Source organism: Paenibacillus septentrionalis (assembly GCF_042659865.1).
Lineage (GTDB): Bacteria > Bacillota > Bacilli > Paenibacillales > Paenibacillaceae > Pristimantibacillus > Pristimantibacillus septentrionalis.
Map to the genome: position 1 here is coordinate 95,910 of NZ_JBHSTE010000001.1, position 22,321 is coordinate 118,230.

The 22,321-nt window shown below is 45.8% G+C and carries 20 protein-coding genes; 4 read left to right on the forward strand and 16 right to left on the reverse strand.

What is annotated here, in order from left to right:
* Nucleotides 1-9: 9 nt before the first annotated feature.
* Genes ACFP56_RS00450 through ACFP56_RS00465 form a run of 4 tightly spaced genes read right to left on the reverse strand, consistent with a single transcriptional unit; the run spans nucleotide 10 to nucleotide 5,922 of the window.
* Nucleotides 10-1,641: a hypothetical protein gene (locus ACFP56_RS00450; RefSeq protein WP_379229920.1), complete on the reverse strand. Its 1,632-nt coding sequence runs from the start codon at nucleotides 1,639-1,641 to the stop codon at nucleotides 10-12.
* Between the two features lie 45 nt (nucleotides 1,642-1,686).
* Nucleotides 1,687-2,595, reverse strand: coding sequence for an ABC transporter permease (locus ACFP56_RS00455; RefSeq protein WP_379229922.1), 909 nt, complete (start codon nucleotides 2,593-2,595; stop codon nucleotides 1,687-1,689).
* Nucleotides 2,588-3,523 carry an ABC transporter ATP-binding protein gene (locus ACFP56_RS00460; protein ID WP_379231718.1) on the reverse strand — a complete coding sequence of 312 codons (936 nt, stop codon included), beginning with the start codon at nucleotides 3,521-3,523 and terminating at the stop codon, nucleotides 2,588-2,590. Before ACFP56_RS00460 ends, ACFP56_RS00455 begins: the two co-directional genes overlap by 8 nt.
* Before the next feature lie 8 nt (nucleotides 3,524-3,531).
* Nucleotides 3,532-5,922 carry a hypothetical protein gene (locus ACFP56_RS00465; RefSeq protein WP_379229924.1) on the reverse strand — a complete coding sequence of 797 codons (2,391 nt, stop codon included), beginning with the start codon at nucleotides 5,920-5,922 and terminating at the stop codon, nucleotides 3,532-3,534.
* 177 nt (nucleotides 5,923-6,099) lie between these two features.
* On the opposite strand from ACFP56_RS00465, the gene ACFP56_RS00470 reads away from it, so the two are divergent.
* Complete coding sequence (locus tag ACFP56_RS00470) at nucleotides 6,100-7,317, forward strand: MFS transporter (protein ID WP_379229926.1); 1,218 nt, start codon at nucleotides 6,100-6,102, stop codon at nucleotides 7,315-7,317.
* A complete protein-coding gene (locus ACFP56_RS00475) occupies nucleotides 7,295-7,885 on the forward strand; it encodes an HAD family hydrolase (protein ID WP_379229928.1) in 591 nt (196 codons plus the stop codon). Before ACFP56_RS00470 ends, ACFP56_RS00475 begins: the two co-directional genes overlap by 23 nt.
* On the opposite strand, the gene ACFP56_RS00480 is transcribed toward ACFP56_RS00475, so the two are convergent.
* Nucleotides 7,845-9,395: an ATP-binding cassette domain-containing protein gene (locus ACFP56_RS00480; RefSeq protein ID WP_379229931.1), complete on the reverse strand. Its 1,551-nt coding sequence runs from the start codon at nucleotides 9,393-9,395 to the stop codon at nucleotides 7,845-7,847. The genes ACFP56_RS00475 and ACFP56_RS00480 overlap by 41 nt on opposite strands.
* A complete protein-coding gene (locus tag ACFP56_RS00485; RefSeq protein WP_379229933.1) occupies nucleotides 9,376-10,209 on the reverse strand; it encodes an ABC transporter ATP-binding protein in 834 nt (277 codons plus the stop codon). Before ACFP56_RS00485 ends, ACFP56_RS00480 begins: the two co-directional genes overlap by 20 nt.
* A 116-nt stretch (nucleotides 10,210-10,325) precedes the next feature.
* On the opposite strand from ACFP56_RS00485, the gene ACFP56_RS00490 reads away from it, so the two are divergent.
* A complete protein-coding gene (locus ACFP56_RS00490; RefSeq protein WP_379229936.1) occupies nucleotides 10,326-10,940 on the forward strand; it encodes a biotin transporter BioY in 615 nt (204 codons plus the stop codon).
* Nucleotides 10,941-11,100: 160 nt separating this feature from the next.
* Here ACFP56_RS00490 and ACFP56_RS00495 read toward each other — a convergent pair whose 3' ends face one another.
* The 5 genes from ACFP56_RS00495 to ACFP56_RS00515 form a co-directional block, all read right to left on the reverse strand.
* Complete coding sequence (locus ACFP56_RS00495; protein WP_379229938.1) at nucleotides 11,101-11,613, reverse strand: RicAFT regulatory complex protein RicA family protein; 513 nt, start codon at nucleotides 11,611-11,613, stop codon at nucleotides 11,101-11,103.
* A 22-nt stretch (nucleotides 11,614-11,635) separates the two neighbouring features.
* Nucleotides 11,636-13,186, reverse strand: coding sequence for a tRNA (N6-isopentenyl adenosine(37)-C2)-methylthiotransferase MiaB (miaB, locus tag ACFP56_RS00500; protein WP_379229941.1), 1,551 nt, complete (start codon nucleotides 13,184-13,186; stop codon nucleotides 11,636-11,638).
* Between the two features lie 288 nt (nucleotides 13,187-13,474).
* Nucleotides 13,475-14,047, reverse strand: coding sequence for a phosphate propanoyltransferase (locus ACFP56_RS00505; RefSeq protein WP_379229943.1), 573 nt, complete (start codon nucleotides 14,045-14,047; stop codon nucleotides 13,475-13,477).
* A 146-nt stretch (nucleotides 14,048-14,193) separates the two neighbouring features.
* Complete coding sequence (locus tag ACFP56_RS00510; RefSeq protein ID WP_379229945.1) at nucleotides 14,194-15,141, reverse strand: dipeptidase; 948 nt, start codon at nucleotides 15,139-15,141, stop codon at nucleotides 14,194-14,196.
* A gap of 99 nt (nucleotides 15,142-15,240) precedes the next feature.
* Nucleotides 15,241-15,501: a stage V sporulation protein S gene (locus ACFP56_RS00515; protein WP_025335291.1), complete on the reverse strand. Its 261-nt coding sequence runs from the start codon at nucleotides 15,499-15,501 to the stop codon at nucleotides 15,241-15,243.
* A 264-nt stretch (nucleotides 15,502-15,765) separates the two neighbouring features.
* Between ACFP56_RS00515 and ACFP56_RS00520 the strand changes: the two genes are divergently transcribed.
* Nucleotides 15,766-16,317 carry a DUF3267 domain-containing protein gene (locus ACFP56_RS00520; RefSeq protein ID WP_379229948.1) on the forward strand — a complete coding sequence of 184 codons (552 nt, stop codon included), beginning with the start codon at nucleotides 15,766-15,768 and terminating at the stop codon, nucleotides 16,315-16,317.
* Between the two features lie 20 nt (nucleotides 16,318-16,337).
* Here ACFP56_RS00520 and ACFP56_RS00525 read toward each other — a convergent pair whose 3' ends face one another.
* The 5 genes from ACFP56_RS00525 to ACFP56_RS00545 all read right to left on the reverse strand — a co-directional run bounded on the left by ACFP56_RS00525 (nucleotide 16,338) and on the right by ACFP56_RS00545 (nucleotide 22,267).
* Nucleotides 16,338-17,135 carry a TIGR00282 family metallophosphoesterase gene (locus tag ACFP56_RS00525; RefSeq protein WP_379229950.1) on the reverse strand — a complete coding sequence of 266 codons (798 nt, stop codon included), beginning with the start codon at nucleotides 17,133-17,135 and terminating at the stop codon, nucleotides 16,338-16,340.
* Nucleotides 17,136-17,231: 96 nt separating this feature from the next.
* Nucleotides 17,232-18,773 carry a ribonuclease Y gene (rny, locus tag ACFP56_RS00530; protein WP_379229952.1) on the reverse strand — a complete coding sequence of 514 codons (1,542 nt, stop codon included), beginning with the start codon at nucleotides 18,771-18,773 and terminating at the stop codon, nucleotides 17,232-17,234.
* A gap of 174 nt (nucleotides 18,774-18,947) precedes the next feature.
* A complete protein-coding gene (locus ACFP56_RS00535) occupies nucleotides 18,948-19,637 on the reverse strand; it encodes a regulatory protein RecX (RefSeq protein WP_379229954.1) in 690 nt (229 codons plus the stop codon).
* An 80-nt stretch (nucleotides 19,638-19,717) separates the two neighbouring features.
* Entirely contained in the window at nucleotides 19,718-20,764 is a 1,047-nt protein-coding gene (gene recA, locus ACFP56_RS00540) for a recombinase RecA (protein ID WP_379229956.1), read from the reverse strand.
* A gap of 231 nt (nucleotides 20,765-20,995) precedes the next feature.
* Complete coding sequence (locus ACFP56_RS00545) at nucleotides 20,996-22,267, reverse strand: competence/damage-inducible protein A (protein WP_379229958.1); 1,272 nt, start codon at nucleotides 22,265-22,267, stop codon at nucleotides 20,996-20,998.
* Nucleotides 22,268-22,321 lie beyond the last annotated feature (54 nt).

The window sequence follows — 22,321 nt, forward strand, 5'->3', positions numbered from 1 at the left end:
CAATAAGCCTTACTCACTTGGCTGGATAGAATCAAAATATTGCTGAACCTTCTGCTGCATATGAGACGGAATTGCTGAACGCTGCAAAGCATCCTTCGCAGCTGCCTCATATTCACTAAATACGTCAGTGTAATTTCCTTGCTGACCCTCTACGGTCGGGGATATTCCGCCAGAGGTTACCTGACCACCTGAACTCGGTCCTCCATCAACAGAAATATCTCCACCGTTCCCTTCGATTCGAGGTGTCGTAATCGTTGCGTGCTGACCAGGAGAATTGCCAGCGCCCTGACCACCTTGGCCTTGGCCTTGGCCCTGTCCTTGGCCCTGTCCTTGGCCTTGACCTTGGCCTTGACCTTGACCTTGGTCTTGGCCTTGGCCTTGGCCTTGTCCTTGGCCTTGGCCTTGGCCTTGGTCTTGTCCTTGGCCTTGATTCTGTCCTTGGCCTTGATTCTGTCCTTGGTCTCTATTCAAATAGTTAGATGCCGCAGTATTCAAGCGTTCACTTAAATTTGGATTGGACGCAGCAAGCGAGCTTCCAAGCTGTGCAAGCTGACCAGCCAACTGAGTACCAGCTGCGCCAATCGCACCACCAGCTGCTGACGACAACAATGCGTCTAATTGCTCAAGCAGCTCTTCCATTGTTTGATCAGACAGCTCATTATCGCTCATTAGTTCTTCTACTGCCTGCTCTAGCGATTCATTCAGCTCTGTATCTGATGCTTGTATCTGCTCCGCCAGCTCCTTCAACGCCTGTGATTGCTCTTCGGTTAATTGCTTCAACGCCTCACGCAGCGTTTCTTGCCGCTCGCTTGGGTGCTGTTCCTTCGCCTGCTCGAAGGCTTGCTGCAGCTTATCCAGCGCCTGATGCTGCGACAGCGCGCCATTAACCTGCTCCATCAGCTGCGATGATTGGTTGTTTTGCTGTTCAAGCTCCTTTAATTGATTCAAGAGCTCTTCCAGCTCATTTGCCTGCTCTAGCGTAAGCGACTTATTCTCTTCAAGCTGCTGCAGCAGCTCCTCAATACTTGCGAGCAACTGCTCCTTACTGGTATCGTCTAATTCAGATTGATCAAGCTCTGATTTCATTTCTTCTAGTGTTTCTTCCAGCTTGGCGACCTGTTGTTCTTGCTCCTGCGCTTGCTTTGCGACAACGTCCTGATGATTGGGCAGCACAAGCAGCGTACCCGTCCCAATAATAGTTAACACCATTAAGTATATCCATAGCTTCATATTCCAGCCCCGTCGCAGCGGAATCCGCTGGTCCAGCTCGTGCACATACTGCTCTGCCGCTTGCTTCGCCTGATTCATCACCCGTTTACCTATCGAGCTTTCTTGCTCATCAGCATCCAGATGAAGCGCCGTAATTACGGCATCCTCTCCGAGCTCGACGTCTACTAATCTGGCGGCTTGCTTGATCTGGATTCCTTTTCTCCACGCATACAGCTCAAGGGTGAGGATGCCAAGAAGCCAAAGCGATAGGGCTATCCATTTGCTATGAAGAATCGGTACAAACCGAGAGACGATCAGCAAGGCAACCGGTAAAGCCGCACCAAGGACAATTCCTCTAATGCCAGCGGCAAGCAGCCTTGTTTGGTTCCAGCGTCGTGCAATTCTCGTTAATAACTGCTGCAAAGAAGACATGCTGTCCCCATCACCTCCTGAAATGAAGGAAAAGGAGTCTAAATACTAGACTCCTCTCTTTCTTCTTTTAATTGGTCTTAGCTTGCGAATCGCTCCGTACAAGGCTAACACGAGAACAATGGTATAGAATATCATAAACTCCAGCCACAGTGGGACATAGTTGAAAAAGTTTTGTCCAGATACGCCCCTTATTCCAAGCTGTACAGTATGAATGAAATTTTGGTCAAGCACGCTGTATAACGCAACTCCTGGATTGATCGCAAGAATATGAAGAATCCATGAATAATCGATGACGCTCTGACTGGTTTGAGCGTAGTTCTCGTATGAGAGCAGCAGGATCAAAAAGATCACGCCCGTCCCGACAAACATAAACAGCACAACGCCATACGTGACAATTACGGCAAGCATTGTCCGTTTGAACAAGGTCGAGAACAACACGCCGAAGGAACCAAATACGAGCATATTGAAAATATAAAAGGCGAATACACTCAGCAGCTGACTTGGCGCAATTCCACCATATAGAAATACGATGCCATACAAGGGCAATGTGCTAAACACAATAAGCAGCATAAAGCTTATGCTGGAAATGAGTTTGCTAACAATAATCGTGAACGAGGATTGCTGGGTCGTCAATAGCAAATTCAAGGTTTGCTTTTCACGTTCACCGCTTATTACGCCTGCCGTAAGACCCGGCGACATAAAGGCAATTAAGCCAAGCTGAGCAAAAGACATCACAATAAAGGTAATACCTGCAGAGCTGCTGGCATACACGCTGCCTCGCATCTCCACACCAATGATAGAAAAAACAACCGCAGCAAACAATCCCATCGCGACAAGATAGGATAGAAGCGTCCACATCGTCCGCGACGTACGCATCCGCAATCGATATTCCTTATCAATCACCGGATTCAAAAAGAACTGCTTCAAGGATTGTACAGCATTCATATTACGCATGCTCCGCTCCTCCTCCCTTCGTTATCGCGAGGAATATGTCTTCAAGATCTGATTGATGCTCCTGATACGAGATAACCTCGTAATCAGACTGCACAATAAGCTTAAGTAACGCAGCCTGCTCGTCATCCTGACCTGAGAACTGTACTTCAAGCTTGTCGCCATCTATAAATACGCCTTGCACCAACGGTTGGTCAAGCAGAAACGACTTGAGCTCCTCCTGACGACCTCTAGTTTTAATACTGAGCTGGCGCTTCGCCATCAATTGTCGTTGAATGTGATTAATATTGCCTACCGCAATCATTTGCCCGTGCTCGATAACGCCAATTTCGTCTACCATCTCCGCAAGCTCAGGCAAAATATGCGAGGAAATAATGATCGTTTTTCCCATGCTCTTCAATTCCTTCAGAATCTCGCGCATTTCGATTCTTGCACGCGGGTCGAGTCCAGAAGCTGGCTCATCCAAAATAAGCAGATCAGGATCATGGACCAGACAACGAGCCAAGCACAAACGCTGCTTCATTCCGCGTGATAGCGAATCAACATAAGCATGTCGCTTATCCGACAGATTTACAAGCTCAAGCAGCTGCGGAATAAGCTCTTCCCGCTCCTTCCATGGAATCCCGTAGCTTCCACCATAAAAATGCAAGTATTCATCCGTCTTCAATTGATCATATACACCGAAAAAGTCCGGCATATAGCCAATTCTTTTGCGTACCTCATGCGGCTGCTCGGTTACGTCTATCCCATCCACCTTTACAAGACCTTCATCAGGAAGCATCAGTGTGGCTAGAATGGACATTGTAGTGGATTTGCCAGCTCCGTTCGGTCCAACAAATCCAAACACACACCCTTTTGGAATGAATAGATCAATTCCCTTAACAGCTTGAAAGGAGCCAAACGATTTTTTTAGACCTTGAATTTCGATCATTGCCTCTGTCATGATTGCACCTCTCGATCCAGCAGCAGCATTGGCAAGCTGCCCTCGTAGTATCCTGTTGATTCAAGTTTCAGTTTTATGTTGTTCCACTCGTCCACATAGGGCTCAAGCTCGAATTCGCCAGCAGGCGCACTCTCCCATGTATCGCTTTGAACATTGTATATTTGCATAGTAATCGGTCCATACATCGGATCAGGACTACCGAGGAATTCAGCAACTTCATGATCTCCTGTAGGTACTACATATTTCAGCTCGACTGCTCCTTCAACGAGTGTGAAATAGCTCTGTGCCTGCCTTGAGTGATGAAATTCACCTCGCTCCACCTGCATGCTTGATGGCGCAATACTTAACTGATTTCCTAATCCTTCTGCAAATTCATTTTCCAGATCAACAAGCCACATCATAAGTTCGTCGCTTTTTACTGGCTTTCCATTCACATGAAACTGAGACGTATCATCATAGCTGAATGCAACGAGCATAACCGGCGCTTGAACAAAGGAACTGTTGTTAAGCAGATTCACCTCTCTCCTCATTTCATCCTCGTTGAGACCAGCAGCATGAATCAGATCATAACCATAGCTGTAGCTGTAATACCTTCCTTGCTGGATGGTGTTCTGTGAAAGGGAAGGAGGAAGCTTATATTCAAGCTGCTCGCCAGATGCCAAATCCGCGATATAATACGGCTGAGAAAATGCCAGCAGCGTTATATGCTTAAGATCCTTGCCTGTTTCATTTTGAACTGTCAGCAGCATATCATTGTCCGTTCTTGATAGCTTCGCCGTAATCTTTCCGTACTGAGCCGCGGAATGAACCCGCTCCTGCAGCATATAGGATTTCATCGTCCAGTACTTGTTGTTAGTAAATTCAACTTCCTTGCGATCTGCAAAATGATAGATTCGCTGCTGCTTATTGAGACTCACCCCTGAAGCTCCGCTAAAGCCTGCCGAGTTGAACGTAGGAAAATCATCCTTCGAGATCTCCATCGTTATATCCTTGCTATTGGGGATGAATATATTGTTAATGCCGCGCACACGAGCGCTGTCGTCGTCAATCGTTACCACTCTAATGCCATGCACATACAGCTCTGATTTGTCCTGTGTGCCGATCATAATAATAATGATCGTAGACAAAACTGCAAGTCCTGGGATCATCCACCATGACCATTCGCGCTTGTCTAGACGCTTCAAAACAACATAAAGCAGCGGCGCAACGAGCAGAATGTATAGGAAAAAAATCGACAGCAATACGCTTACCTTTGGCTGCTGCAAGCGCGGAAAGTAGTTAGAGGCACTTTCCAACACATATTGATCATTAGGCGTATACATAACGTCACCAAGCAGCATGCGCTCACTTAGCAGCGATTGTACAAACGAGGTTCTACCTTCCCAGACCGAGAAAGGCTTAAGTGCAAGATCAAAGGCGACATAATAAACTGCACCATTGCCATGCGTGGCAGCAGCTACAATCGGAATATCTCCATCTTCGATAATCGTTTTTCCTCTGATCAATCTGCCTTCAGTTATCGTTAAAGACTGAAGCTCCTCTGTGCTGCTCGTGAAACTGAACAAGCTTGCTGTATTTTCCCATTGCCTGTTCGTGCGGCCTTCTACAGGAACAAGGGCTGCAAAAGCCGCAGCTGTCTGACTGTACCCAGCTCCGCCTCCGATAAGTAGTGTGCCACCGTTAGCGACCCAATCCTTAATGGCATTAATCTTTTCTTCAGGCCAATCAGCAGTAGCCACATCATTAATTGCAAGCACTGTAAACATATCCAGATCATGCATCGTTGACGCATAAAAATCATGCTCCAGTACAATAGGCGTAGAAGCAAAGCCTTGATTCTGGAAAAACGCTACAAAATTCAGTGTGTCCGGATCGTTAGCGACAATACCAAAAACATTGGCAGAATGTACAGGTTGACCTTCAACGGTTCGCGTTCCTGTAATCTCAATCGCTTCTCCCCGATCAACGCCTCCATGATAAAACTCGATCCACGTATCATTTTTCGTAAATATACCGCTTGCAGTCATATGCGCCTCAACCGTACTGCCTTGCGAAATTTCAAGCGGCATAATATGTGCAGTCGACGTACCTCGCGAATCTCTAATATTGAGAACGAGATCCCCTTTCAGATCCCGCTTCAGCTCATTTGTTAGTTTAAAATAAACGGGTACGCCCTTATCCTGAGCATACAACCCGTTATAGCCTACACTCGTTTCAATGTGAAGCTTTTTTGCAAGCGCACTGTCGCCAGCCTCCGTTGCATGTGCTTCTCCCGTGTTACCAAATACCATGACCAGCAGCGCAAGTATGATGCTGCATGTGATAAGCTTGTGCAACTGATTATAGCGATCAACTGCTACAACGACATTAGGTTGATATTTTGCCACAATTAGACCCCTTCCATTTCAGCTTCTTTTTCTTTTATGCTGCTTGGCTGCGTTTCACTCCTAACTATTCCTTTTCCTAACGCTTTATTCAGTCCAAATGTTGCATTCAGCTACTTTCTGCAAATAGCGTGACAACCGTCGGAACTTGCAGTACATTAAGTTGAGGGAGTTGATACTATGCAAGCAATTCATCAGCCCACTGTACAGCGTATTCTATTTCCTATTGTAACCATTCTGTACTGGGTATCGATGTACATTTATGTACCTATTTTATCACCATATTTATCCAACTTGGACTATTCTTTAAAATTTATTGGAATTGTTCTTGGAAGCTACGGATTGATTCAGCTTTTATTTCGGTTTCCGATTGGTATTTTATCGGATACACTCGGCAAAAGAAAGCCGTTTATTATTATGGGTATGCTTACCACTACACTAAGCTGTCTGCTGTTTCTCATACCGAATTTGTGGGTTTGGCCCTTGCTTGGTCGCGCCGTTGCAGGCATCTGCGCTTCCACATGGGTTGCTTTTACCATTATGTACGCAAATCAGTTTTCACATGAAGAAATCCCTAAAGCAATGGGACAAATTAGTCTGTTAACCGTAACTGGACAAATGATCGGCATGCTGCTCTCGGGCTGGCTCACAGATCTGCTGGGAGCATCTGCTCCATTTATTGGGGGTGCTGCTGTCGGGATTGCAGGTCTTCTACTGTCATTCCTGCTGTATGAGCCTGAAGACGGCATCAAACGCGAGAACGGCATGTCGCCTGGCTTAATTAAAGAGGTCATTCGTACCAAGCCGCTGCTTCGTGCCAGCTGGCTATCGATATTGGCGCATGGTGTGTTGTTTATTACGATGTTCGGATTTACACCGCTTAAGGCAACGGAGCTGGGCGCCAGCGGAAGCGAGCTTACCTTGCTCGTATTATGCTTTATGCTGCCGCACGCACTGGCCGCCATTGTCGCGACGAAGTGGCTGATCCCGTTAATCGGGGCGGAACGCACGATATTGATTGCCTTTGTCGTAAGCGGGTTGTGTACATTTGGCCTTATATGGTCGCCAAGCCTGCCATGGATGTACGCAACGCAGGCATTTAACGGTTTTGCACAGGGCTTGCATTTGCCATTGTTTTTGAGCTTGGCAATTGTCGGCATCAACCCACAGATGAAAGCAACCGCGATGGGCTTATACCAGGCAATATATGCGCTTGGCATGTTCTCAGGGCCGTTTGTCGCCGGTTACTTGAACAAGGCCTATGGCATTGAGTACGGCTTCATACTCGGTGGAATTCTTGCTGCTGTTGCCGCTGTTAATGTGCTGTATTGGCTGATCAACGATCAAAAACGCGAGAAAAAAGCGAGGCATGCACATGGACAAAACATTAGTTCTTGATGTAGGCGGTGTTCTGGCAAGTAATCTGTCGCCAGGGCTGTGGGAGCAGCTCTCCTGCATTGGACAATGTGAGCAGCAGCGTCTCTATGCTGCCTACAAGCAGGAGATTAGCGGAAGGCTGTGGGTTGGAGAAGTAACGGAGCGGCAATGGTGGGAATGGCTTTCAGCTCGCGGCATTAATGTTGCCAGCGAGCTGAGAACAAGCTTGATTGCTCAGCATTTAACGCCGCTGCCAGCACTGAACAAGCTGCCCCAATGGGCAGAGCAATGCCGCATCTTCATCATGAGCAATCATCGGACGGAGTGGCTGCAGCCACTTCTCGCTCCTTACCTACCCTATATTGAAAGGCTTCATATTTCCGATCAGGATCGGTTATCCAAGCCCGATCCGGCATGGTTTCAGCACGTGGATCAGCATATCTCAAAACCATCCAGCGTACGCTTTGTGGATGACAGTGAAAGAAATCTTGCCGCAGCAGCACATATTGGCTGGCTTGCCACTCTTGCTGATTCCGCTGGCAATTGGACTAGCGAAGTAGATGAATGGCTGCATTCACACCCGCAATAGCAAGGATCGCAAGCAGAAGCAGATTGTCCTGCTTCTGCCATGCAACCTTGGCATGCATAAGCGGCTTATGATTGACACGGTCGAACCCTCTGAACTCAAGGCTTGTTGCGACTTGATCGGCGACGTGCAGCAGGCTGCGCATATAAGCAAGCATAAGCGCATTAATCATCGACCAGGACATGATGCCAATTTGCTTGTAGCGCGTGCGGCAGATCGAGACCAATACATTCCAGCGATCGGACAGAATCGGAACCAGCCTAAATATCAATGATACGAGAAGCGCATAGCTGTCCACCGATATGTGCAGCTTCTTAAGCGGACTCAAGCTCTGCTGCAGCGCGCGTTGAAGGCGAAACGGCGTCATCAGCGAAAGCAACGGCAAGCCGAGCACCATTACGACGAGCAGTGACAGCATACGCTGCGCGATAAATAAAGCGGACGCTTTGTCAAAGTCAAGCGGTGACAGCGAAACGCCACCTACGATAACAAAAAGCAGCGACATGAAGCTATAAGCAATTATAAGTCCTCGCCATTGACGCAAGCCTTGTCGCAGCAGCAGACTCGTTACAAGCGCAACGACACCGTAGAGCATAACCGACCACCAGCTATCCCATACAACAAGACTAATAGAGCTAATTAGCATGCCGAGCATGAGCACTCTAGGATCGAATAACGTCTCTAACTTTCGTCCATCCCGATCTCTTCCATGAACATCTTCCCCACCTGAGAGAGGCTGCTGCTTGTCAACAGCGGGCTCCTCTTGCTCCAGTAAGCTCTGAAAGATCACTTCCTCCGAGATCAAGTCTACATGATCATCATGGTGAATCCCTCGTTCATCCAGCAACAGCTTCTCATCTGCCACAGCTGCCAGCTCCTGCAGCTGATGACTTACAATTATAAGACCTTTTCGGTCGCGTTTCCATTCTGCTATACTTACAAGCATTTGTCGCTTTCCCTCATGATCCAATCCAGAGAAGGGCTCATCGAGCAGCAGCCAATCTGCTGGAAGGGCAAAGGCTATCGCTAGTGCAAGACGCTTTTGCTGACCTACACTTAAGCTAACAAGCTCCTGCTCGCGCAGCCCATCGTCAATGCCAAACGCCTTAAGCTGCTGCTCAAGCTTCTCCTGAAACGCTTCATCCCGCTTCACATATTGCTGCGTAACCAGCTGAAGCTCCTGTGCAACCGTTCCGCCGAACCACAGCTCCTCTACATGCTGAGGTACATTCTGTATGCGCTCTAGCGCTGCGCGATTCCACTTTTTTTTGCCGCGCCAGTTCGAAATCATGTAAGGCAGCTCGCCAAGTTGAACGGAACCGTCTACAACCGACTCCACCCCTGCCAAATGCTTAAGCAGCGTTGACTTGCCAGCCCCATTATTCCCTCTTATCAAGTACGTCTTGCCCGCTTCAAATTCAAAATCAATCGCATTTGAGTGCTCCGAATAAAATCGTGCTCTCAGTAGCCGTATATGAGCTCCAGTCGCCTTTCTATCGTATGCTGACTGCATCGTGCTTCACCGCCTTAGCCAGATCATATGGATTGAACTGGATCTGCTCTGAAGAAAGCCCCAGCTCCATGCTCTTGTACACGCTCCACGGAATAGGCAATCCCAGCTCACTAGCCGTAGATCGCCCGTCCTCTTTATTGCAGCCGAACAGCTCGCAAGCACGCTGCCGGGCGACAAGCTCCAGCTTGTCCATCACCCATATCGTATCACTTGCCTTAAGCTCATCAAGCTGCTGCGTAATCCAGATCACGGAGAGCTCCTTCACAGCTGCCAGGTCGCGGATCAACTGGCATACCTGCCACTTGTTTCGTTCCGAAAGCATGCTCGTCACTTCATCAAGCACAAGCAGCTTGTTCGCCTTCATCAGCAGCGCTCCTGCCACAGCAACAAGCTGCTTCTCACCGCCTGACAGCTGCGTTAGCGGAACATGCTTGAGATGCTGAAGCTGAAGCTGCTGAAGCAATTCGTCTATATACTGCTCAAGCCTATCTCTATCCATTGGTTCACCGTACTGCTCATAGCAAATAACCAAGTCCTCATAAGGAGTTGAACCTAGCAGGTACTGAGATGTAAGCTGGGTGACCATCGGAAATGCGCCCTGCCCGTATCGCTGCTCCGAGCCCTTCAGGTCCATACCTGTACGCTGATGACCAGCTATAAAGCGTGCCAGGGTGCTTTTCCCCGAGCCGTTATGTCCAACAAGCGTAATCCACTCACCTTTTTTTATTGAAACGGTAAACGGTTCTAATAGCGGATAAGCATCATGACGCCTAATAGGCTGACATTGCTCCGCTTCATAAATATAATGATTCAAAAAATATCAATCTCCCTCTTCACAACGAAAACAAGATATGCTAAACTCCGTATTGTTAACCTTTAATAAATTATATTTGGTTAACAATAAAAATGCAAGATGAAAGGATGTAAAGCATGAACGCAGTATCCATTCGCTCCCTGGTGTATATCGCACTATGCAGCGCAGTATTTATCGTATTTTCGGCAATTCAGTTAAAAATGGCATTTTCACCTGTTCCGATCACATTGCAAACGATGGCCCTCATTATAGCCGGCATGCTGCTAAAGCCACGTGCAGCCTTTGTAAGCGTCGCGATCGTACTCGTACTTGGCTTGTTCGGATTGCCAGTGTTTGGCGGGAAAAGCGGACTTACTCATATCTTAGGACCGACTGGCGGCTTCCTGTTATATTTTCCTTTTGGAGCGATGCTGGTTAGCGTTTGTATCGAGGCATTGGAAAAACGGACAAGCGGCCTTACAGTAAAAAAAATAATTAGCTTGCTAGTGATATTTTTACTGTTCAGCTCATGGCTTGCGTATGTTGTTGGCGTACCGTGGTTTATGTATAACTTGAAGATGTCACTGGGTGAATCACTCGGACTAGCCTGCTATCCTTATTTGCTTGGAGATGCAATCAAAGCCGTTGTTTCCGTAGCGATCTTTGCAGCGTTGTACAAGCCTATTATGAAGCTGCGCGCTCAGCAGCATACAGCACCGGCCTCACCAACTACCACGGCTGGTGCAGCATAAAGACTGGCCATAGCTCAAGTTCGTTTCCAGCTGCTGCTTTACTGCAATGATATTATCAATCGTACTTATAATAAAAGCACTTGCATGTAGTCGTTCTGCTTCTTTTACCAGCAGAGCTCATCTACATTGCAAGTGCTTTTCACTAGGCTTGAATCTAAGTTTAATCCAGACAGTCGTCTGCTTCCTCTTTTGGAGCATCGTCCAAATTAATTTTATCCGTTAACGTATCACGTACAATCGTAATGACAAGCTGAAGCAAGTAATTGATATCAGCTTGGCTTTGCTGAAATTCCGTTACAACCGGAATGCTGTCCAATTCATCCTGCAGCTCTTCGATCTCAGCTTCGATTTTTTTAACCATCTCAGGATTTTTGAATGTATTTTCGAAGGCAACAGCTTCCTTTTGCTTTTTCTTAATTGCGGCAATCAGCTGCTGCACACGTGGATGACTGTTAATTTTGTCTTCTGCACGGCGGTAATGAGCAACCTCTTCAGATTGTGCCAGCATATTTGCCAGCTCCTTCGCCTTCTCTTGAACCTCTTCCTTTACACGCAAGTCGATAATGTCAAAGGATTCGACTTGTGCATGAATGCCATTGTGCGTACAAGCGCCTCCACCTTCTCCACCATGCTGAAACAGCTTGGAATCCATAGAAAGTTGCAGTCTATTCATCAATTGAGTTCGCCCCTATTCGTTAGTTTGTTAGTAGTGAGCTTTCCAGAGGTTCCGCTTTAATATAGAAGCTTTGCGCAACCGTAACCTTAGCCATCATTCGCTTGCCAATCCATTCCTCTGGCCCTTCAATATGTACCAGCTTATTGGATCTTGTGCGGCCTGACAGCACCTTGTCATTGTTTTTACTCACACTTTCAATCAATACTTCTACCTCTTGACCGAGCATCGCTTCGTTTTTCTTGCGTGAAATGTTGGCTAGCAGCTCATTCAAGCGATACAATCGCTGCTTTTTCACCTCTAGCGGAACATCATCCTCCATTTCCGCAGCAGGCGTGCCTGCACGAGCAGAATAGATGAATGAGAATGCAAAATCAAATTCTACTTCTTTAACAAGTGAGTAGGTTTCTTCGAATTGCTCCTCGGTTTCTCCAGGGAAGCCCACAATAATATCTGTCGTTAGCACAGCATTAGGAATCGCTTTTTTAATTTTAGCGACAAGCTCCAAATACTGCTCACGATTGTACTTGCGGCTCATACGCTTTAGAATCGCAGAGCTGCCTGATTGCACTGGCAAATGAATATGCTCTACCAGATTGCCGCCCTTTGCCAGCACCTCGATCAAATGATCATCAAAATCACGAGGATGACTTGTTGTAAAGCGAACACGCGGAATGTCTATTTTCGAAATATCGTCCATGAGATGGCCAAAACGATAGTCGATATCTTCAAAGTCCTTGCCATAAGCATTTACATTTTGCCCTAGCAGCGTCACCTCTTGGTAGCCCTCACGCGCTAGCTGGCGAACCTCCGCTATAACATCCTCCGGACGGCGGCTGCGTTCTTTTCCTCTTGTGTAAGGTACGATACAGTACGTGCAGAACTTATCGCAGCCATACATAATATTAACCCAAGCACGCATGCCATCGCGTTTTTTAGGCATATTTTCAATAATATCGCCTTCTTTGGACCATACCTCTACAACAAGCTCCTTGCTGAAGTATGCGTCATGCAGCAATTGCGGAAGTCTATGAATATTGTGTGTACCAAAAATAAGATCAACAAAGGCGTAGCTTTGAAGTAAACGATTGACAACCGTTTCTTCTTGCGACATGCATCCGCATACACCCAATATCAAATCAGGCTTCTCAAGCTTAAGCGCCTTAAGATGGCCTAGCTCGCCGAATACTTTATCCTCAGCATTTTCACGAATTGCACACGTATTCAGTAGGATTACGTCTGCTTCTTTGCGATCTTCTGTTGGCTGATAGCCCATTTCCTCGAACATGCCCTTCATGACCTCGGTATCATGCTCGTTCATTTGACATCCGTACGTATAGATTAAATAGAATCTGCCGTGACCGAATTTCTTCATCTCTTCAGGAATGTTAAAGTCGTAATGGACCTGTACATCCTCCTTGCCGCGGCGCTTTTCCTCTCGATAATTAGGCGCTGCATTAAGCTGAATGTTCCGGCCGTTGACACGAATCGTTTTTTTTCCGTCCTCTTCGCTGATAACCTTTACATTCGAGAAGTCAAAGTATTTGGAGTAATCCTTTTTTTCCGATGACATCTATCTATTCACTTCCCTTTAAAAATCGTTTCTCCAGCTTGCATCCAAAGATCAGATCATACCAATATCCCATTATATCATATAATAATGCCTGTATACAGTATACACCCAATACGAAATAGACACGACGATTGACCGAAATTAGATTTATAGTTTTTTATTTAAGCCCATCTGCCTGTCGCTACAAAAAAATCCTCTTAACCGAATCATGATACGATGCAACTCGTTCATGACCTGGGATAAGAGGACTTTTAGATTTCATCTATAAGTAATCCGCAAAGGGATCGACTAGTCGATAATTTCAGCTGTATCGCCGTTGTTTACGCCAGCTGCATTGGCTTCATCTGTATCGATATGCATATCTAGCGCAAAATCAGCAGATACACGCGCAATGACGTTTTCAAATACAACGCCGCGCTCTCCACCTACACGAACACGCAGCTTTTGCTTGTCTGCGATGCCCCATTTTTCTGCATCTGATGTATGGAAATGAATATGGCGTGCCGCAATAATAACGCCTTCTTCAATAGTAACTTCTCCGGCAGGTCCTTTGATCGTAATGCCAGCAGAACCAACGATATCTCCTGATTCACGAACTGGAGCCTTAACGCCAAGCGCAAAGGAATCTGTGCGAGATACTTCCAGTTGAGTAGCTTTACGAGCAGGTCCTAAAATACGAACTTTTGGAAAGGAGCCTTTTGCTCCAACAACCTCTACCGTTTCATTTGCTGCATATTGACCAGGTTGAGATAATGGCTTGAATTCAGTCAATTGATAACCTTTTCCGAATAGCACTTCAACATGCTCTTGGGATAGATGAATATGTCTTGCTGATACGCCTACAGGTATTAATTTTTCCATTTCTCTGTACACTCCAATATATTTGTCTCTTTCGTGCTTCACACACGCAAGGCATATGAATCATGTTCATATGCCTTCATCATACCACTTCTTTAATTATGAGAACAAGCAATAGCAAGAATAAGTATAAACTTTTCAAAAAATTGTCAACGTTTTGGATTCAAGTTCTGAATAAGAAATTGATAGGCATTGCGCCACATTAATTTTTCAACAAATTCCCGTTCATAGTGCTGCAGCAGCAGCTGCTCAAGATCGTTGACGTCCCTAGGCGTACGCAATCCTTCAATATTGTTGTCGAAGCCATCAAAGTCAGATCCTAGCACTAATTGATTCTCTGCGCCAAGTGCTAGCATATGGTTAATATGCTTCATTAAATCCTCCATCCGAGCCATTTGTCCATCGGTAACAAACCACGGCACATAGGTCAGCCCAATCAAGCCTTCACACTGGACGATCGCCCGAATTTGATCGTCTGTCAAATTCCGGGGATGATTGCATATCGCCTTTGCGTTGGAATGTGAGGCAATAATCGGCTTGCTGCTTAGCTGCCAAACATCCCAGAAGCTTTTTTCAGATAAATGCGACACATCAATCGTAATGCCGAGCTCATTGCATTTCTCCACAAAGCTTCTTCCAAGACTGGACAAGCCAGCTCCGCTCGCTTCCATTACACCATCCGCAGCCCAATTCATTGCATTCCACGTTAGCCCAGCAAATCGAACGCCTAAGCGATACAGGATCGAAGCCATAAACACATGCCCCTGCAAGCCATCTACGCCTTCAAGAGACAATATCGCTCCGACCTTATTGGTTGCCTTGCAACGCTCCACATCGATTGCTGAATCGACGACAATCATATTAGGATGCTTGGCCACTCGTTCATAAAAAATGTCGATACTCTTCAAAACCGTTACCATATCTTTAGGGTGATTGGAAGGAATATATACCGCAAACACCTGAATCATATAGTCCGCATCCAACAGTGCTTGCAATGTGACATCCAATCTGGAAGCAAAATGCTCCTTATGAAAGTCCAAGCTGTGATCAACGAGCAGCTTACTTATGACATCACAATGAAAGTCGATTTTGCGCAAAACCTACGCCTCCTCTGCTCAGTACTACAGCAAATAACCTGTTTACTTAAGAAGTAAACAGGCCTATTATCCTATCCGTGTATCCATATGGACCTTCTCTTATCTAGGTTCCACGATAAGCTTAATCGCAGTCCGATCTTCTCCATCAATAACAATATCAGTAAACGCAGGAATGCAGATCAAGTCGACGCCGCTAGGTGCGACAAAGCCGCGAGCAATTGCTACTGCTTTGATTGCTTGGTTCAAAGCGCCAGCTCCTATTGCTTGCAGTTCAGCTGCGCCACGCTCTCTAAGCACACCTGCTAATGCTCCTGCTACTGAGTTTGGATTCGATTTGGCTGAAACTTTTAATACATCCATGTTAAGAACCTCCCCTGGAATGTTTGATGGACTTTACTTTAATATTACTATTCGTGAAATTGAGAAAGATTCCTGCCCTAAAAATTTTTATAATTTCAATTATTCAGAATTTTATAACTTGTTGTACGATAGTATCGATCATTGGCAAAAACAAACGCTCGTTCTATAATTGTGATCGTCATCTAGCTGTTGAACCTTACGAGCAGTTATTATTATAATATGGTAATATATGGTGGGGTGTAAAAATTAGAGGAGTGAACATTTATGATTTTGTGGTTTAGACACTTACCAGAATTACATATGGATTTAGTAGAATGGAACCCTTTTATACAACATCGTTGGTTCAGAGAGAACTATATGAAGCTTGTTTATTTCCTACAGTTCGTCATATTTCTGTTTCCTTTTATTTATGGTGGATGGCTCCCTCATGTCCATCTATTTGTCCTTATTTTAATTGGCATCCTTGTATTCATCACTCATGAAGCCCTTCACATCATTGTCATTTACAAAAAAGGGGATATTAGTTTAACGTTTAGCGGTATATTTTTCTGGCTACATACAAATGCAATATTATCCAAATTAAGATTTTGGTTCTTTATGAGTCTTCCATTTATTGCATTATCGGTCTTGCCTTTTATTATCTCGTTTTTTGCAACTGGGGAATTCAAGTCAATCTTATTTTTTATAAGCTGGATAAATGCTATGTTTTCTGCCTCAGATATTGTTAATTCTTTTTTAATTGCGATTAAACCGAAGAACTCCTTATTTCGCAACGGCTATTATCGGGTGCAATCGGACCGAACTCTGAATACTTGAAGTCATTAAAAAAAGACTGCTTATCCCATAAGCAGCCATGAATCTTCTGTTAGTCGTATTTTCTCGATTTTTAGTGCGCGACCCGTTTTGTCGTCAAGCTCTACAGCAACAGCATGCAGATGCCATTTCCCTTCATCTACGACAAAACGAGCAGGCATTCCTGTCAGGAAGCGATGAAGTACGGCGTCGCGCTGCATGCCAAGAACGCCTTCCCTGGATCCAACCATGCCGACATCTGTAATAAAGGCTGTACCCTGCGGCAATATGGTGTCGTCATTGGTCTGAACATGCGTATGCGTGCCTACCACCATAGACGCCTTTCCGTCCAAATACCAGCCCATAGCGATTTTCTCGCTTGTTACCTCAGCATGGAAGTCTACTAAAACATTCGGTGTAGTCGCATGAGCTTCCTCGATCAACTGTTCAGCTAGTGTGAATGGATCATCATTGACTGGAAGATACGTTCTGCCCTGGATATTAATGATCGCAAGCTTTTTGCCATTAGCACTTATGATTGCCATACCCTTGCCTGGCGCTGATTGATGGAAATTAGCTGGGCGCACGATCCGCGGCTCTTCATCGATCCATTCGAAAATATTTTTATTGTCCCATGTATGGTTGCCCATTGTGATGCCATGGATGCCCCATTCAAAAAACTCATTTGCAATTTGTCGAGTAATCCCTCTGCCTGCTGCTGCATTCTCACCATTAGCGATAATGACGTGCGGATTGTATTTTGCTTTCAGTGAAGGCAGGACCTGCTTAACCGCTTCTCTCCCAACACTCCCTACAATATCGCCAATAAATAATACTTTCATGGTTTATCATCCTTTATTTTATGTACGTGTACTAATTCTCTATAAGCTTAAAAATAGAGAAGTGGCTGTTTGGCAGCCACTTCTCTATGCGCATTCTTACTTAGCATATTCTACGGCACGCGTTTCACGAATGACCGTTACTTTAATATGTCCTGGATAGTCAAGCTCGTTTTCAATCTTCTTCGTTATATCGCGAGCAAGACGGAATGCTTCTGTATCATCGATTTTTTCAGGTTGAACCATGACGCGAACCTCACGACCTGCTTGAATCGCATATGATTTTTCAACACCATCGAATGATTCAGTAATGCCTTCAAGTTTTTCCAAACGCTTAATATATGTTTCAAGCGTTTCACGACGAGCACCAGGTCTCGCAGCCGATAGCGCATCTGCTGCGCCTACGAGCATTGCAATAACTGACGTCGCTTCCGTATCACCGTGATGAGATGCGATACTATTAATAACAACTGGATGCTCTTTATATTTTTTAGCAAGCTCTACACCGATTTCAACGTGTGAGCCTTCCACTTCATGATCAAGTGCTTTCCCGATATCATGAAGCAAGCCTGAACGTCTAGCAAGCACGACATCTTCGCCTAATTCAGCTGCCATAAGTCCAGCTAAATAAGCAACTTCCATCGAATGCTTAAGCACATTTTGACCATAGCTTGTACGATACTTCAAGCGACCAAGAATTTTGATCAAGTCTGGATGTAAGCCATGGACTCCAACCTCAAACGTAGCCTGTTCACCGTATTCACGTACTCGGTCATCAATTTCTTTACGCGATTTTTCGACCATTTCCTCGATTCTCGCAGGATGGATACGACCATCTGCAACGAGCTTCTCAAGAGATGTGCGAGCAATTTCACGTCGAATTGGATCAAAACCAGACAATATGACCGCTTCCGGTGTATCGTCAATAATAAGATCGATACCAGTCAATGTTTCTAGTGCACGGATATTACGGCCTTCGCGCCCGATAATACGACCTTTCATTTCCTCATTCGGCAGTGTGACAACGGAAACCGTCGTTTCTGCTACATGATCAGCGGCACAACGCTGAATCGCAAGTGAGATAATGTTGCGAGCCTTTTTATCTGCTTCTTCTTTGGCCTGCTGTTCAATATCCTTAATCATTTGTGCAGTTTCATGACGTACCTCTTGTTCAACATTCGATAGAATGATGGATCTTGCATCCTCCATCGTCAAGTTGGAAATACGTTCTAATTCACTGAGCTGTTGCTTATAGAGCGAATCGATCTGTTGCTGTGTTTCCTCAATTCGTTTCTCCTTGCTGGCTACAGACTCTTCTTTGCGTTCTAGTGTTTCTAACTTTTTATCAAGCGATTCTTCTTTTTGAAGCAATCGTCTTTCTAAACGTTGTGTTTCGTTACGACGCTCACGAATGTCCTTTTCAGCTTCCGTACGTAGTCTGTGGACTTCGTCTTTCGCCTCAAGTACGGTCTCCTTTTTCAGAGCATCTGCTTCCTTCTTCGCATTTTCTACGATTTGAAGTGCTGCCTGCTCTGCACTAGAAATCTTCGCCTCGGCAATCGACTTTCGTATCATGTAACCAATCCCAAAGAAAATTGCGCCAACAAGGATACAAATGAGAACCCAGATTATATCTGGCATCTAGTTCACCTCCTTGTTGCATACACCAAGGCATTGCTTGGGATGTTATTTGGTTTTAACCGGCTTTTAACCGTCTCAATTACGCCATTTGACGAAAAATGATGATTTTGGTTCAATTCTTGGAAGTAAAATTGAAACAAAAAGAATACTTCTTCATTGTATCTGTTCATAAAATCAGTTGTCAAGCAATTCTCCATATATATCCACTTCTAAGCTGTTTTTGTCGTCTTTTTCTATTCTTTGCACCACTTTACGGCTAATAGCTCCAGAATATCCGCGTCTAAGGAGAAATTGCATGATTTTTCGACCACGTTCGAGCTTGTCGCCGCGCAAGCTTCTCAGTTTTTTCAATGCCGCTTCATAGGCAGCCTCAAGCTCTTGATCGTCATCAACATGCTGCAACACTTCTGCGATATGCTGCTGTGCAATGCCAATCGCTTTCAGCTCCTGTGCAATTCTCAGCCTGCCTTTTCCTTGGCGGTTCAGCTTTGATTGCACATATAGCTTAGCGAATGACAAATCATCGATGTAGCCTTCCTCTATAAGCCTTGCAACAGCAGCGGCTATGTTCGGCTCACTTATTTCCTGTCTTCTCAAATACTGGGCAACCTGCTGGCTGCTGCGCGCCTTAGGCGCCAAATACTTGATTCCTTTAATGTAGGCCAAATATTTTGCGCTCTCTTCTCTAATTTCGTCAACTAATGAGGAAGTTAAACCTCTTCCTTTCACTAAACGATAAGAAATAAATAGATCCTCATGCACGATCAGCGGCTCTGGAATCGACTCAACAGTCACAAGGTAAAGTTTGCTCTGCTTGCGGTCAACTTTAACAGATGTAATGCGCAATTCATGTTCACTGCTCATCTTTCTGTTACTCTCCCCCTATACAAACAATCGCCGTTCCTCAACAGAACGGCGATTGCAAATCATTATAGCAATTCGACTTATAGCAAATCGTCCAAATCATCATCCTCATCATTGGATGAGAAGTCGGCTTGCTGCATCGCATTCATATCGGATGCTTCACGAATTTGCTGTTCAATCGTTAATGAAATTTCCGGATGATCCTTCAAAAACTGCTTTGCATTTTCACGGCCTTGTCCAAGACGTTCGCCACCGAAGGAGAACCATGCACCGCTTTTTTGTACGATATCCATCTCAACACCGATATCGATAATGCTGCCTTCCTTCGAGATGCCTTCCCCATACATAATATCAATTTCCGCTTGCTTAAACGGAGGCGCAACCTTGTTTTTTACGACTTTAACACGTGTACGGTTACCAACCATATCATTGCCTTGCTTCAAGGTTTCTACGCGGCGCACATCAAGACGAACACTGGAGTAGAACTTAAGAGCGCGTCCACCAGGCGTTGTTTCCGGGTTGCCGAACATAACGCCAACCTTTTCACGAAGCTGGTTAATGAATATCGCAATCGTTTTAGATTTGGAGATCGCACCTGAAAGCTTGCGCAATGCTTGGGACATTAGTCGTGCCTGCAAACCAACGTGAGCATCCCCCATGTCTCCTTCAATCTCTGCTTTCGGAACTAGCGCTGCGACCGAGTCAATAACGATAATATCAACAGCGCCGCTTCGTACAAGCGCTTCCGCGATTTCAAGTGCCTGCTCGCCTGTATCCGGCTGTGAAAGCAGCAGCTCGTCAATGTTGACGCCCAGCTTGCTTGCATACAATGGATCAAGCGCATGCTCCGCATCAATAAATGCAGCTTGTCCACCCGCTTTTTGTACTTCGGCAATCGCATGTAGCGCAACTGTTGTTTTACCAGATGATTCAGGACCGTATACCTCGATAATACGTCCACGTGGATATCCACCTATGCCTAATGCAATATCTAGAGCAAGAGAGCCACTAGAAATGGTCTCAACTTGCATATGTGTAGATTCACCTAACTTCATGATAGAGCCTTTACCAAATTGCTTCTCAATTTGACGCAATGCATTGTCTAATGCCGCACGACGATCACTCACGAGATTCACATCCTTCAATATTTATAATAGTATAATAACCTACTTCAGAGCTCTTGCCAACACTTTTTTCGAACACACATTCGTATTTTTTTGTGTCATCACCTCAGCCCTATATTACAAAAAAAGAACCGCAGCATAGCCAGCAGGCTGTACCACGGTTCTTCCATGTTTCCATCATTATAGCAAACGATTGAATCTCTCACAATAAATAAGTTCGGTCAGCATACATTTCTAATCCAAATTGATATCGATGCCGTGAGCCTTGATCGCTTGCCACAAGCGATATTGCAAATGCTTGACCGCTCGAAGCTGAATCGTTGCCCGATCGCCAGCAAGCTTCAGCTCCATTACATTTGTAGGCTTGTTTTTTTCAGCGATGCCGATATAGACAAGTCCAACCGGTTTCCCTTCACTCGTTCCAGGTCCAGCTACTCCTGTAATCGAAACACCGAAGGTAGAATCTAGAAGCTCGCGTACCCGCTCTGCCATCAACTTCGCGGTAGAGCTGCTAATCGCACCGGGAGCATCATCGCCATCAAGCTGAGACATCGGGATGCCAAGCAGCTTGTGCTTCATTTGATTCGTATAGGTGACGACACCACCAACAAAGCAGGAGGAGCCTGTAGGCACCTTGGTGATCAGCTCAGCGAACAAGCCGCCGCTGCAGCTCTCTGCTGAAGCAAGTGTAAAGTGCTTGCTTTGCAGCATTCTTACAATTTGGCGCTCAATCGGAATGTCCTCCTCGGCGTACAGATGGTCGCCGACAATCTGCTTGATTTGATCGATGGTCTGATTAAGCTTCAGCTCCGCTTCCTCGCTGCTGGCTGCCTTAGTCGAGACGCGAACCGTAACCTCGCCCTCCTTCGCGTAAGGAGCAATCGTTGGATCCACCTGCTGGTCGATTAGCGGCAGTAGCTTAGCCTCCAGGCTCGACTCGCCAATACCGGCAAATTTCAGCAGCTTGGAGTAAAGCGGCTGTTCTTTTCCCAGCACCTCGCGCAGCCATACAACAACAGGACCACTCAGCATCGTATTCATTTCCTTAGGCGGCCCTGGCAGCAGAATGTAGTACGTGCCGTCTTGAACGAGCGCATTCCCGACTGCTAAGCCCGCTTCATTTACAAGCGGAGCTGCCCCTTCAATCGTATGAGCCTGGCGCACATTGCTTTGTACCATCTCAACACCGCGCCCTTCAAACAGCGCCTTGATTTTACGCATCGCGGGCTCATCAATCGAAAGCTTGCGTCCAAGATACTTCGCCAGCACATCCTTTGTTAGGTCGTCCTGTGTCGGTCCAAGCCCGCCAGTAAAGATAAGCAGGTCTGCACGTGAACGTGCTATCGTAATCGCCTGCTCAATTCGCTCGGCATTATCGCCTACAACGGTTTGGAAATATACATCAATGCCCAGCTCTGCCAGCTTCAGCGACAGATCACGCGCATTTGAATTTACGATTTGTCCAAGCAGCATTTCTGTTCCAACGGCAATAATTTCCGCCTTCATATACACACCCCTTATGTTTAGTCATATCCTTAAGTCAAATAATGCACCCTCCCG

Bases quoted from the DNA above. Each gene is read 5' to 3' on its own strand.
- ACFP56_RS00475 (WP_379229928.1), top strand. From the start codon at position 7,295: ATGGACAAAACATTAGTTCTTGATGTAGGCGGTGTTCTGGCAAGTAAT.
- ACFP56_RS00460 (WP_379231718.1), bottom strand. From the start codon at position 3,523: ATGATCGAAATTCAAGGTCTAAAAAAATCGTTTGGCTCCTTTCAAGCT.
- ACFP56_RS00545 (WP_379229958.1), bottom strand. From the start codon at position 22,267: ATGAAGGCGGAAATTATTGCCGTTGGAACAGAAATGCTGCTTGGACAA.
- ACFP56_RS00535 (WP_379229954.1), bottom strand. From the start codon at position 19,637: ATGAGCAGTGAACATGAATTGCGCATTACATCTGTTAAAGTTGACCGC.
- ACFP56_RS00455 (WP_379229922.1), bottom strand. From the start codon at position 2,595: ATGCGTAATATGAATGCTGTACAATCCTTGAAGCAGTTCTTTTTGAAT.
- ACFP56_RS00525 (WP_379229950.1), bottom strand. From the start codon at position 17,135: ATGAAAGTATTATTTATTGGCGATATTGTAGGGAGTGTTGGGAGAGAA.
- ACFP56_RS00470 (WP_379229926.1), top strand. From the start codon at position 6,100: ATGCAAGCAATTCATCAGCCCACTGTACAGCGTATTCTATTTCCTATT.
- rny (WP_379229952.1), bottom strand. From the start codon at position 18,773: ATGCCAGATATAATCTGGGTTCTCATTTGTATCCTTGTTGGCGCAATT.
- ACFP56_RS00495 (WP_379229938.1), bottom strand. From the start codon at position 11,613: ATGAATAGACTGCAACTTTCTATGGATTCCAAGCTGTTTCAGCATGGT.
- miaB (WP_379229941.1), bottom strand. From the start codon at position 13,186: ATGTCATCGGAAAAAAAGGATTACTCCAAATACTTTGACTTCTCGAAT.
- ACFP56_RS00450 (WP_379229920.1), bottom strand. From the start codon at position 1,641: ATGTCTTCTTTGCAGCAGTTATTAACGAGAATTGCACGACGCTGGAAC.
- ACFP56_RS00520 (WP_379229948.1), top strand. From the start codon at position 15,766: ATGATTTTGTGGTTTAGACACTTACCAGAATTACATATGGATTTAGTA.
- ACFP56_RS00515 (WP_025335291.1), bottom strand. From the start codon at position 15,501: ATGGATGTATTAAAAGTTTCAGCCAAATCGAATCCAAACTCAGTAGCA.
- ACFP56_RS00505 (WP_379229943.1), bottom strand. From the start codon at position 14,047: ATGGAAAAATTAATACCTGTAGGCGTATCAGCAAGACATATTCATCTA.
- ACFP56_RS00480 (WP_379229931.1), bottom strand. From the start codon at position 9,395: ATGCAGTCAGCATACGATAGAAAGGCGACTGGAGCTCATATACGGCTA.
- ACFP56_RS00490 (WP_379229936.1), top strand. From the start codon at position 10,326: ATGAACGCAGTATCCATTCGCTCCCTGGTGTATATCGCACTATGCAGC.